The 12375-nt window shown below is 74.0% G+C and carries 10 protein-coding genes; 3 read left to right on the forward strand and 7 right to left on the reverse strand.

What is annotated here, in order from left to right; all coding sequences use genetic code 11:
• Positions 1 to 298: 298 nt before the first annotated feature.
• The 4 genes from TOK_RS18945 to TOK_RS18960 form a co-directional block, all read right to left on the reverse strand.
• Entirely contained in the window at positions 299 to 2803 is a 2505-nt protein-coding gene (locus TOK_RS18945) for a Tex family protein (RefSeq protein WP_098959296.1), read from the reverse strand.
• A gap of 196 nt (positions 2804 to 2999) precedes the next feature.
• Entirely contained in the window at positions 3000 to 3884 is an 885-nt protein-coding gene (locus tag TOK_RS18950) for a MaoC family dehydratase N-terminal domain-containing protein (protein WP_098959297.1), read from the reverse strand.
• A gap of 44 nt (positions 3885 to 3928) precedes the next feature.
• Positions 3929 to 5113: a class I SAM-dependent RNA methyltransferase gene (locus TOK_RS18955; RefSeq protein WP_098959299.1), complete on the reverse strand. Its 1185-nt coding sequence runs from the start codon at positions 5111 to 5113 to the stop codon at positions 3929 to 3931.
• 1 nt (position 5114) lies between these two features.
• Positions 5115 to 7217: an APC family permease gene (locus tag TOK_RS18960; RefSeq protein WP_172457641.1), complete on the reverse strand. Its 2103-nt coding sequence runs from the start codon at positions 7215 to 7217 to the stop codon at positions 5115 to 5117.
• 97 nt (positions 7218 to 7314) lie between these two features.
• On the opposite strand from TOK_RS18960, the gene TOK_RS18965 reads away from it, so the two are divergent.
• Together TOK_RS18965 and TOK_RS18970 are read left to right on the forward strand one after the other, a co-directional pair.
• Positions 7315 to 7977, forward strand: a complete 663-nt coding sequence (locus TOK_RS18965) for a TrkA family potassium uptake protein (protein WP_098959300.1) — start codon at positions 7315 to 7317, stop codon at positions 7975 to 7977.
• 5 nt (positions 7978 to 7982) lie between these two features.
• Entirely contained in the window at positions 7983 to 8639 is a 657-nt protein-coding gene (locus tag TOK_RS18970) for a TrkA family potassium uptake protein (protein ID WP_098959301.1), read from the forward strand.
• Between the two features lie 101 nt (positions 8640 to 8740).
• Here the strand turns inward: TOK_RS18970 and TOK_RS18975 are convergent, their stop codons facing one another.
• Both TOK_RS18975 and TOK_RS18980 read right to left on the reverse strand, forming a co-directional pair.
• Complete coding sequence (locus tag TOK_RS18975; protein ID WP_253258482.1) at positions 8741 to 9679, reverse strand: DUF3159 domain-containing protein; 939 nt, start codon at positions 9677 to 9679, stop codon at positions 8741 to 8743.
• Positions 9676 to 10053, reverse strand: a complete 378-nt coding sequence (locus TOK_RS18980; protein WP_098959303.1) for an OB-fold nucleic acid binding domain-containing protein — start codon at positions 10051 to 10053, stop codon at positions 9676 to 9678. Before TOK_RS18980 ends, TOK_RS18975 begins: the two co-directional genes overlap by 4 nt.
• 163 nt (positions 10054 to 10216) lie before the next feature.
• On the opposite strand from TOK_RS18980, the gene TOK_RS18985 reads away from it, so the two are divergent.
• Positions 10217 to 10966 (forward strand): alpha/beta hydrolase, encoded by a 750-nt coding sequence (locus tag TOK_RS18985; RefSeq protein WP_098959305.1) that lies wholly within the window; start codon positions 10217 to 10219, stop codon positions 10964 to 10966.
• A gap of 149 nt (positions 10967 to 11115) precedes the next feature.
• On the opposite strand, the gene TOK_RS32735 is transcribed toward TOK_RS18985, so the two are convergent.
• Positions 11116 to 12375, reverse strand: a 1260-nt coding sequence (locus TOK_RS32735) for a hypothetical protein (protein WP_216362013.1), incomplete at its 5' end; no start/stop codon positions are given.

The raw sequence follows: 12375 nt of genomic DNA on the forward strand, positions 1-12375 counted from the left end.
CTCTGTTGCGGCAGGGAGAGCGCGTCCGTCACTGGACGCGGGCACTCACGGAGATCACTCACGGAAGCCCGCGGGGCCCTGCGGCGTGCAAAGACGTGGACCATCTGGGGCTCTCGGTCCGGCGCATCGCGACGGACCGACACACCAGTGTCCCATGCCTCGCCCCGACGATCACGCCCGGGGCCGGGTCGCGCCGGTCACGTGGTGTTCCGCCCTGCACAACGCCTCGCCGGCATGTGCTGTTCCCCTGGGCCGCCGCGGGCGTCGGCCGCGGTGGCCGACGCCCGCGGACGAAGGGCTACTTGCCGCCGAAGCCGGCGCGGCGCAGCGCGTCGGCCATCGCGTTGTTGGCCGGCTCCGGACGCGGCCGGGACTGGCCCGAGCGGCCGCCCTGGTCTCCCCCGCGCCGATCGCCGCCCTTGCCACCACCGCCGCCGCCACCGCGCCGGTCGCCGCCCTGCTTGTCCGAGCCTCGCCGGTCGCCACCGCGCCGGTCACCCGTAGGCCGGTCACCCGTAGGCCGGTCACCCGTAGGCCGGTCACCACCCGGGCGGGGCCCGCGCTCACCGGCACCACGACCGCCACCCTCGCGGCGCCCGCCGCCGCGGCCGGTGCCGGGCTCGTCGTCGAGACGCAGGGTCAGCGAGATGCGCTTGCGGGCCTCGTCGACCTCGAGCACCTTCACCCGCACCACGTCGCCCGACTTCACGACCTCCCGCGGGTCGGACACGAAGCTCGTCGACATCGCGGACACGTGAACCAGTCCGTCCTGGTGCACGCCCACATCGACGAACGCTCCGAACGCCGCCACGTTGGTGACCACGCCCTCCAGCAGCATCCCCGGCCGCAGGTCGGAGATCTTGTGGACGCCCTCGGCGAACGTCGCGGTCCGGAACGCCGGCCGCGGGTCACGGCCGGGCTTCTCCAGCTCCGTGATGATGTCGGTGACCGTCGGCAGGCCGAACGTGTCGTCGACGAACCGCTTGGGCGCCAAGGTCTTCAGCGCTCCGGAGTTGCCGATCAGCTCACCGATGGAGACCTTCGCGGCCTCTACCATCCGGCGCACCACCGGGTAGGCCTCGGGGTGCACCCCGGAGACGTCGAGGGGCTCGTCGCCGCCACGGATGCGCAGGAAGCCCGCGCACTGCTCGAACGCCTTGGGGCCCAGACGCGGCACGTCGGCCAGCGCGGTGCGGGTGCGGAACGGGCCGTTGGCGTCGCGGTGCGCGACGATCGCGGTGGCCAGCGACTCGCTGATCCCCGACACCCGGCGCAGCAGGGGCGCCGACGCCGAGTTGACGTCGACCCCGACGGCGTTCACACAGTCCTCGACGACGGCGTCGAGCGACCGCGACAACGACGACTCGGGCAGGTCGTGCTGGTACTGGCCGACCCCGATCGACTTCGGCTCGATCTTCACCAGCTCGGCCAACGGATCCTGCAGACGGCGCGCGATCGACACCGCGCCGCGGATCGACACGTCGAGATCGGGCAGCTCCGCCGACGCGTAGGCCGACGCCGAGTACACCGACGCACCCGCCTCGCTGACCATGACCTTCGTCAACGTGAGCGCCGGGTTCGCGGCGATGAGCTCGGCGGCCAGGGCGTCGGTCTCGCGGGAGGCGGTGCCGTTGCCGATGGCGATCAGCTCGACGTCGTGCGCGGCCGCGAGGCGGGTCAGCGTCGCGAGCGAACCCTTCGTGTCGTTGCGGGGGGCGTGCGGGTAGATCGTGTCGGTGGCGACGACCTTGCCCGTCGCGTCGACGACGGCGACCTTCACGCCGGTGCGCAGCCCCGGGTCGAGACCCATCGTGGAGCGTGTGCCGGCCGGTGCGGCCAGCAGCAGGTCGCGCAGGTTGGCGGCGAACACGCCGATGGCACCCTCCTCGGCGGCCGTGCGCAGCCGCACCCGGATGTCGATGCCCAGGTGCAGCAGGATGCGGGTGCGCCACGCCCAGCGGACGACGTCGAGGAGCCAGCGGTCGCCCGGGCGGCCCTCGTCGGCGATGCCGAAGTTGGCGGCGATGCGCCGCTCGAACTCCGTGGGCACGCCCGGCTCGGCGGGTTCGGCCGCGGGCTCCAGGGTGACGTCGAGCGCCTCCTCCTTCTCCCCACGGAACACGGCGAGGATCCGGTGGCTGGGCAGCGTGGTGAAGTTCTCGGAGAACGCGAAGTAGTCGGAGAACTTGGCCGCGGCGGTGTCGTTCTCCTTACCGTCGCGGACCGTCGTGACGAGCCGGCCCTGGTTCCACATCCGCTCGCGCAGGCCACCGATGAGGTCGGCGTCCTCGGCGAAGCGCTCCACCAGGATCGAGCGGGCGCCCTCGAGCGCGGCTGCGGCGTCGGCGACCTCGCCGGTGACGTAGACCTGGGCGGTGGCGGTCGGGTCGAGCGACGGGTCACCCAGCAGCGCGTCGGCGAGCGGTTCGAGGCCCTGCTCCCGCGCGATCATCGCCTTGGTGCGGCGCTTGGGCTTGTAGGGCAGGTAGATGTCCTCGAGCCGGGCCTTGGAGTCCGCGGCGAGGATGCGGGCCTCGAGGGCCTCGTCGAGCTTGCCCTGCCCGCGGATGGAGTCCAGGACCGCCTCGCGCCGCTCCTCCAGCTCCCGCAGGTAGCGCAGCCGCTCCTCGAGGGTGCGCAGCTGGGCGTCGTCGAGGGCGCCGGTGGCCTCCTTGCGGTACCGGGCGATGAACGGGACGGTCGAACCGCCGTCGAGGAGGTCCACCGCCGCGGTGACCTGGTGCGGGCGCACGCCGAGCTCGTCGGCGATCCGCTGCTGAACCGAAGCTGCCTTGTCCGTCACGTGACCATCGTCGCGAACCGGGCCGGGCCCGCCGTCGCCGGGGGACCCGATGGGGCGACGCACCGATCCGCTAGTGGCACCCGAGAACCGCACCCCGCCGCCGGGTTCGGCCGGAGAACGGTCCGGCGGGCCGGCGGGACCGGGCCGGGGTCGAGCTCGGTGGACCACGATCCGGCGGCGAGCCCGTCGACGCGCGTCAGGCGAATCCGACGGTGCCGGTGATCGACGGCGGGCCGTCGGCGGTGCCTGCGGCGAGGTCGGCGGTGTCCTCGGCGGTGCCCGCGGAGTCCGCCGCGGAGGGTCCGCCCGCGGCGAGGATCGGCGTGCCGGCGAACGCGGGGGCCCGCAGCCGGTACTCGAACGACCGCACGGTCCGGTCCGGGGCGTGTCGGCGCGGCAGCTCCAGCAGCAGCAACGCCAGCAGCGGGCCGTGCACCACCAGCCCGGGGAAGCCCTCGACCCCGGTGGTGTACGGGAGGTCGTGGTGGATGCGGTGGGCGTTGTAGGTCAGCGCGCTGAACCGGAACAGCATCACCTCGTCGGGCTCCAGGCGGGCGGTCCACGGCCCACCGGCGGTGTGCGGCCCGGCCTCGGCCGCCACGGGCGCGGTGACGCGGCGGCCCTCTCCCGGCTTCTGCTGCCGGTAGACGAGGTCCTCCTCCTCGGACAGCAGGAGCCGGCCGTCGCACCGGAACTCGTGGCGCAACGTCACGAACAGCATCTCGCCGCTGCGACCGGACTTGGGGGTCATCGAGCCGATCGCGGTGCGCCGCACAACATCGTCACCGATCCGCACCGGGGCGTGCCACTCCAGGCGCCCGCCCGCGAACATCCGCCGCCGGTCCGGGATCGGCGGCAGGAAGTGCGACTCGCGGACGTGGCCGTCCTCACCGAGCTCGTGCTGGGCGGCACGTTCCAGGAACGCGAAGCGGTGCCACAGCGGCGGCAGGACCCCGGCGGCGTCGACGGGTGAGGGCTGGTCGAGCAGGTCGGCGAACGCGTGCGCGGACCACGCGCCGATCCGGTCGGTCTCCTCGACGGGCCCGGGGGCCCAGTCCGCGACGTGCTCCGCGAGTCCCATGTCCCGGTTCTAGCAGCTGTCCCGGTTCTCGCAACGCAGCGCCCTCATCGCTCGAGCCGGGCCACGCACTCCATGTGGTGGGTCATCGGGAAGGCGTCGAAGGCGCGCAGCGCGGTGAGCCGGTAGCCCGCCGCGGCGAACAGGCCCACGTCACGGCCGAGCGCCGCCGGGTCGCAGGCGACGTGCACGATCCGCCGCGGGGCCCGCTCGCAGATGCTCGCGACCAGCGCCTTCCCCAGCCCGGTGCGGGGCGGGTCGGCGACGACGACGTCCGGGTCGGCCAGCGAGCCCAGCGCGTGCTCGACCCGTCCGACCCGCCACGTGATCTGCGGGAGATCGGCCAGCGCGAGCTCACCGTCGGCGACCGCACCCGCCGACGACTCGACGACCGTCACCTCCCCGTCGGTGCCGACCTGCTCGGCGAGCACCGACGCGAACAGCCCGGCGCCGCCGTAGAGGTCCCACGCGGACTCGCCCGCCCGGGCCTGCGCCCACTCCCCGACGACGCCCGCGAGGGTTCCCGCCAGCTCGGGGTGGACCTGCCAGAACGCGCCCGGCCGCAGCAGCCACTCGCGGCCGGCGGCGCGCTGGACGACGGGGGCGCCGTCGCGCTCGTCGTGCACAGTGGCGTCGGCGTCGACGACGATCTCGAACTCCGAGCCGGGAGTGTGCGGGCGGGCGAGGATCGCCGGCAGCGCACCCTCGGGTGCGATCGGGCAGTCGGCGACGGGCAGCACGTCGTGGCTGCGGTGCGCGCGCAGCCCGGCCCGCCCCTCGGAGTCGACGGCGAGACGGACCCGGCTGCGCCAGCCGAGCGGGCCGCCCGGGAGCTCCTCGACCTCGACGTCGCTGTCGATCCCGGCCAGCCGCGACAGCTGCTCGCGGACGACGACCGTCTTCAGCTCGCGCTGCAGCCCGGGCGTGGCGTGCTGCCAGTCGCAGCCGCCGCAGCCACCGGCGCGTGCCCACGTGCAGGCGGGAGCCACCCGGCCGGCGTGAGGGTCGCGGACCGAGATGGCGTCGGCCCGGCAGAACGAGCCGCCCGTGTCCTCGGTGACGACGGCGAGGACCCGCTCCCCCGGCAGCGCATGCCGGACGAACACGACCCGGCCCTCGTGGCGGGCGACGCAGTGCCCGCCGTGTGCGACGGGCCCGACCTCGACGTCGAGGACGCGGTCGGTCCAGCCGCCCGTGGCGGCCCGGGGACGGGTGTGGGTATCGGAGCGCATGTCACTGCTTCCCGTTGAGGTCCCGGCGGCCGTTGCGGCCGTCGGTGCTGCGCTCGGCGCGGTCGGTGTCGCGACGCTCCGGGGCGACGATCGGGCGCTGCTCGCCGGGCAGCTGCTCCATCGACGGGTACCCGCGTCGTGACGCGCCGGGCGCGAACTGCTGGCGGCGGACCGCCGCCCGCTGCGACGACTCCAGCTGCCACGGCACGCTCGTCACCATGATCCCGGGCTGGAACAGCAGCCTGCCCTTGAGCCGCAGCGCGCTCTGGTTGTGCAGGATCTGCTCCCACCAGTGTCCGACGACGTACTCCGGGATGAACACCGTCACCACGTCGCGGGGGTTGTCGCCGCGGATGCGCTTGACGTAGTCGAGGACCGGTTTCGTGATCTCCCGGTACGGCGACTCGACGACCTTGAGCGGCACCGGCAGCTTGCGGCTCGCCCAGTCGTCCATGAGCCGCTTCGTGTCGGCGTCGTCGACGTTGACCGTCACCGCCTCCAGCACGTCCGGGCGGGTGGCACGGGCGTAGGCGACGGCCCGCAGCGTCGGCTTGTGCAGCGTCGACACCAGCACGATCGCATGGTTGCGCGAGGGCAGCACGGTGTCGGCCTCGCCCGCGACGAGCTCCGCGGTCACCCGCGTGTAGTGCTTCTGGATCGCGAGCATCAGTGCGAAGAAGCCCGCCATCGCCGCGATCGCGATCCAGGCACCGAGCGTGAACTTCGTGATCAGGACGGTGACGAGCACCACGCCCGTCATGCCCGCGCCGAAGCCGTTGATCGCCTGGGAGCGGCGCATCCGGCGGCGCTCCGGCTCTCCGGTCTCCGTGGCGAGCTTGCGGTTCCAGTGCCGCACCATGCCGGTCTGGCTCAGCGTGAACGAGACGAACACACCGACGGTGTAGAGCGGGATCAGCCGCGTGACCTCCGCCTGGAAGCCCACGACCAGCAGGATCGCGAACGCCGCGAGGACCAGGATGCCGTTGGAGAACGCCAGCCGGTCGCCGCGGGTGTGCAGCTGGCGGGGCAGGAACCGGTCCTGCGACAGGATCGACCCCAGGACCGGGAAGCCGTTGAACGCCGTGTTGGCGGCGAGCACGAGGATGAGCGCCGTGGTGACCACGACGAAGAAGAAGCCGACCCGGAAGTCGTGGAAGACGGCGTCGGCGAGCTGGGCGACCAGGGTCTGCTGCACGTAGCCCGGTGGCGCGTCCGGGAACTGGTGCGCCGGATCGGCGGCCATCTTGGCGCCCGTGAGCTCCGCGAGCGCGATCAGCCCGAGGAACATCGTGACCGACAGCAGCCCGAGCATCAGCAACGTGGTCGCGGCGTTGCGGGACTTCGGCTTGCGGAACGCCGGGACCCCGTTGCTGATCGCCTCGACACCGGTCAGCGCCGCGGCGCCCTGGGTGAAGGAGCGCAGGATCAGCAGGACCAGCGCCAGCCCGGTGAAGGCGTCGCCCTCCGCCAGCAGGTGCAGGTCCGCGCTCGCCGCCTTGACCTCGTCGCCCAGCAGCAGGACCCGCACCAGGCCCCAGATGATCATCGTGCCGATGCCGAACATGAAGGCGTACACCGGGATCGCGAACGCGGCGCCCGACTCACGGATGCCGCGCAGGTTGACCGCCGTGAGCAGGGCGATGGCGACGACGGCGAAGATCACCTTGTGCTCGGCGACGAACGGGATCAGCGCGCCGATGTTGGCCGCGGCGGCGGAGATCGACACCGCGACGGTGAGCGTGTAGTCGACGAGCAGCGCGCTCGCCACGGTCAGGCCCGCCCGGCGGCCCAGGTTGACCGTCGCCACCTCGTAGTCGCCGCCGCCCGACGGGTAGGCGTGCACGTTCTGCCGGTAGCTCGTGACGACGGTGAGCAGCACGATCGCCACCGCGACGCCGATCCACGGCGCCAGCGTGAACGACGTCACCCCGGCCACGGACAGGGTCAGGAAGATCTCCTCGGGGGCGTACGCCACCGACGACATCGCGTCGGAGGCGAACACCGGGAGGGCGATCCGCTTGGGGAGGAGGTTCTGGGCAAGACGGTCGCTCCGCTGGGGCCGGCCGACCAGGATGCGCTTCACCGCGACGGCGAGCTTGGGCACGAGCGGCAGCCTATGCCGTGCTTCCGGGCCCGACGCGATAGCGTCTCGCCGACACCGGCCGAACGGTCCGCGTGAGCGGACGAGGAGGACCACCGCGATGTACGTGGTGATCATGGGATGCGGCCGCGTCGGGTCGTCACTGGCGGCCGGGCTCGAGCGTCTCGGACACGAGGTCGCCGTCGTCGACCGCGACCCGCAGTCGTTCCGACGGCTGGGCCCGGAGTTCCGGGGCAGACAGGTCGTGGGCGAGGGCTACCACCGCGAGGTGCTCACGGAGGCGGGGATCGGCAAGGCCGACGCCTTCACCGCCGTGTCCTCGGGTGACAACTCGAACATCATCGCCGCCCGGGTGGCGCGCGAGACGTTCGGCGTCGAGCGCGTCGTCGCCCGCATCTACGACCCCAAGCGGGCCGCGGTCTACGAGCGCCTCGGTATCCCGACGGTCGCGACGGTGCCCTGGAGCACCGACCGGCTGATGCGGATGCTGCTGCCCGACGGCGTGGCCACCGCCTGGCGCGAGCCGTCCGGCACCGTCGCCGTGCTGCCGCTGCCGGTGCACGAGGACTGGATCGGACGGCCGATCCGTGAGCTGGAGGAGGCCACCGGGTCGCGGGTGGCGTTCATCGTCCGCTTCGGTACCGGTGTACTCCCCCGCTCCGACACCGCCGTGCAGGCCGAGGACACGGTCTACGTCGCCGCGGTCTCGGGCACGGTCAGCGACGTGACGGCGGCCGCTGCGGCGCCGCCGCAGGAGGGATGAGTCCCATGCGGGTCGCCATCGCGGGAGCGGGCGCCGTCGGGCGGTCCATCGCGCTCGAGCTCGTGGAGAACTCCCACCAGGTCATGCTGATCGAGCGTGACCTGTCAAACGTCATGCCCGAGGCGGTCGAGGCCGCCGAGTGGGTGCACGCCGACGCGTGCGAGCTGTCCTCGCTCGAGGAGGCCGGGCTGGAGCGCTGCGACGTCGTCATCGCCGCGACCGGCGACGACAAGGTCAACCTCGTCGTGTCGCTGCTGGCCAAGACGGAGTTCGCGGTGCGCCGCGTCGTCGCCCGCGTCAACGACCCCCGCAACGAGTGGCTCTTCGGCGAGAACTGGGGCGTCGACGTCGCGGTGTCGACGCCGCGCCTGCTCGCCGCCCTCGTCGAGGAGGCCGTCGCCGTCGGCGACCTGGTACGGCTGCTCACCTTCCGCCAGGGTCAGGCCAACCTCGTCGAGGTCACCCTCCCGGCGACGACCCCGCTCGCGGGCAGGCCCGTACGCGCGCTGCGGCTGCCACCCGACTCTGCGCTGGTGGCGATCCTGCGGGGCGGGCGCGTCATCGTGCCGCAGTCCGACGACGGCCTGGAGCCCGGCGACGAGCTGCTGTTCGTGGCGACGACCGCCGTCGAGGAGGAGATCCGGGCGGCGCTCGGCTCCTGAGGTCCCGGCGACACCGGCCCGCTCGGCCCGTCCCGGCCGCGCCGATGCACTCGGCCCGTCCCGGCCACGCCGACCCGCTCGGCCCAGCGGGTCCGCGGCGATCAGGAGGGCTCGGTGGCCGGGGTCCCGCGACGGGCCCAGCGGACGGCGAGGACGGTGCCCAGCAGGGCGACGCCCATCAGCGGGTAGCCCATGAGCAGCCGGGCGATGCCGAGCCAGTTGGCCTCGTCGACGTTGTAGAGCCAGCCCTGGACGACGACGCGTGCCGCGAACACGAGCGCCCACAGCCCCGTCGCGAGCATGTAGGCGCGCAGCATCCGGCGGTCGGACCGCCAGCCCTGCCCGTCTCCGTTGATGCCGTGCCAGATGACCCCGGCCAGCGGCCACCGGGCGATGACCGAGACCAGGCAGGCCAGGCCCAGCGCGGCGCTGAGCAGGAGGCCGGGGAGGTAGAAGTCGCGGGCCTGGCCGGAGCGGTTGGCGATGAACGCACACACCGCGACGCCGATCAGCGCCGACACGACGGGCTGCAGCTTCTCCTTGCGGACGATCCGCACGATCGCGATCGCGACGCCCGCCCCGACCGCCGCGAACAGAGCCGGCTTCAGCGAGGCGAGGATGTTGACGACGATGAACACCGCGACCGGCACCGACGAGTAGACGACGCCGCTCACGCCGCCCATCTGTTCGAGCATCGTCGGCATCTCCCGCTCGGGGCGGGCCTCGCCGTCCCGGCCGGCGCCGCCGTCGCCGCCCTCGCCGTCCTCGTCGCGAGCATCCGCCGCCGCGTCCGGGCGACCCGGGCGGTCGGAGGGCTCTGCGTCGAGGACGCGGGGGACGCGGGCGGTCGGCCGGTCGTCCCCGACGATCGGGAACACGTCGGTCGGCGGGTCGGCGGGTCCCTGCTGCCCGGGCCGGGCGTACGGGTCCTGCTGCGCGTCGGGATACGGCCGTGCGTCGTGGGACGGGCCGAACCCGTCCGGGGCCGCGCCGTCCGGCTGGACAGCGCCTCGGCCGTGGTTCCGGGGGGAACCCGTCACGAGCCCTGACAGATCTCGTAGTACGGGTTGTAGAGGACCTTGCGGCCGTCGCGGATGGACAGCCGGCCGCGCACACGCATCGTGCGACCCGGGACGACACCGGGGATCCGGCGACGCCCCATCCACACCAACGTCACCCCGTCGGTGCCGTCGAACAGCTCGGCCGTGAACGAGGCCGCCGCGTCCTGCGGGCAGAACTCCACGGACCGCAGCCTACCCAGCATCGTGACCTCCTGGCCGCAGGCACACTCGCTGGCGCGCTGCGCGCCGGAGCGCTCGGAGTCCTCCGACAGGTCGTCGGCGTCGAGCACCTCGACGTCGCTGGTCAGACGTTTGAGCATGCGGCGGAATGGCCCACCGTCCGTGCTGCCCATGATTCTCCTCGGCTGCTCGGGCGCGGGCCGCTCCCGACGGACTCTCCGGCGGATCCGGCCGCTACCCTGCAGATCGTAACGCGCTGGAAACAGCATTGGTGCCCGGAAGCGGTTCACCGTGCGGCGAACGGGAGCGATTCCCCCGAATGTGTGATCTGCGCCGATGCTCTCCGTGACACCTCTCCCCTTCGGCGACCGCGTCGCCGTCGTTCTGCCGGGTTCGGGGTCCGACGCGCGGTTCGTCCGGTCCGCGTTCAGCGAGCCTCTCGCCGCGGTGGGCGCACACCTGATCGCGCCGGAGCCGGATGTGGGGCGTGGGATCGTCGCCGGTTACCGGTCGGCGCTCGACGAGGCCCTTCGGGCCGTCCGGGACATGGCGTCGGACACAGACGCGCGGCTGCTCGTCGGAGGCGTGTCGCTGGGCGCCCACGTCGCCGCCGGCTGGGCCGTCGACCGGCAGGAGCATCTCGCGGGGCTGCTGCTGGTACTCCCGGGCTGGACCGGTGACCCCGGCGCCGCACCCGCCGCCCTCACCGCCCGGGCCACGGCACGGCAGGTCCGCGACACGGGTCTCGACGCGACCGTCGCCGCCCTGCGCGCCTCCGCGCCCGGGTGGCTGGCCGACGACCTCGCCCGCTCGTGGGCGGCGCACGGCGAGGGGCTCGCGGCCGCGCTCGACGAGGCGGCCGCCACGCCTGCACCCGACGACGACGTCCTGCGCGGGCTCGCGGTCCCCGCTGGTGTCGTCGGCGCGGTCGACGACCCGGTGCACCCCACCGTCATCGCCCACCACTGGGCGGATCTGCTCCCCCGGGCGCGGGTGGTTGCGACGGACCTCGTCGCGGTGGGCGCCGACCACGCCGCGCTGGGCCGGGCCGCCGTCCTGGGCTGGCTCCGGGCCGCAGCAGGCTGACCCGTCCAGGGCTCACACCTGCGCGTGGCCCACCGACCCTGGCCGGGCCGCTTCGGCCCCTGCTCGTCGGACCGTCCTGACGTCGCTCCGGACCGTGGCCCGACGGGCCTGCCCGGGCTCGGAGAGCGCCGGGCAGGCCCGTCGTCGGGTCAGCGCGGACGGTGGTGGCGACCGGCCGGGTAGGGCTCCGCGTCGCCGTCGAACATCCGGTTCGGGTCGCCGTTGAGGAACGCCAGTGCGGGCCGCCCCTCCATGTCCTCGGCGCTGTGCCGGCGCGGACGGCCGTGCCGGCCGGACGACTCCTGGTCGTGGCCGTCGCCCCCGGCATAGGGGTCACCGGCGTACGCGTCACCGGAGTAGGCGCCACCTGCGTAGGGGTCGCGACCGTAGGAGTCGCGGCCGTAGGAGTCGCGGCCGTAGGAGTCGCGGCCGTAGCCGTCCCGGCCGTACTCGTTGCGGCCTTCCTCGTTCCGGCCGTACGAGTCGCTGCCGCGGGAGTCGCGGCTGTAAGAGTCGCTGTGGTACGAGTCGCTGCCGTACGTGTCGTTCCGGTAGGTGCCGCCGAGAGGATCACGGTCGCGAGGCTCACGGCCGTATCCGTTGTCGCCGCGGTCGGCGTAGCGGCCGTCGCGCTCGTCGCGGTACGGGCCGCTGTAGGGCGAGTCGTAGCCGGCCGACCCGTACTCGGACCCGTACGCCACTCCGGCAGTGCGCGGCGGCTCGTACGAGGTCGGCTCGTACGGCGATCCCCCGTGGGGCGCGCTCGCGGGGGCACCGTGGCGCGAACCGTGGTCCGCATCCCGGTGGTCGGGAACGGGCCGGTCGGGAACGGGGCGGCCCGGGTCGGTGGGGGCGCGGTGGCCTCCGCCGGCGCGCGGGACCCGGTCGGCGCGGGCGGCTGCCGGTTCCTGCGAGCCGTGGGCGCCGTTGCCGAAGTCGCCGACTGCCGAGCCGTGACGGCCCCCGCCCTCGGGGCCGGTGCGACGCCCACCGGTGGCCGGCCGTGCACCTGCCGGGGGTCCGGACAGACCGGGCTGCGGGTCGACGCCGCGCTCGTCGCGGTCCTCGGCCCGGCGACGCCCACCCGGCCGTGCACCGGCAGGCGGTCGGAACGCGGTGCGGCCGTCGTCGGCGGCACGACGCCCGGTGCGCGGCGGACCGTCGACCGGCCGGCCGGCGATGGGATCGGCGCCGCGGTTGTCGTAGGCCCGGCTGCGGTAGGAGCCGCTGTCGTGGGCTGCGTCGTCGTAGGGGGCGCCGTCCGACGGCGCGCGCTCGTACGGGCTCCGCGGCGGCGTCGGGATGCCGTCGCGACCCGCGTCGTCGGCGCGGTGGCCGCTGGTGGGCGGCACGGCCCGGTACCCGCCGGTCGGGTCGGGCGCACGATGCCCGCCGGTGCCGGCCGGGGC

Source organism: Pseudonocardia sp. N23 (genome assembly GCF_002583555.1).
Taxonomy (GTDB): domain Bacteria; phylum Actinomycetota; class Actinomycetes; order Mycobacteriales; family Pseudonocardiaceae; genus Pseudonocardia.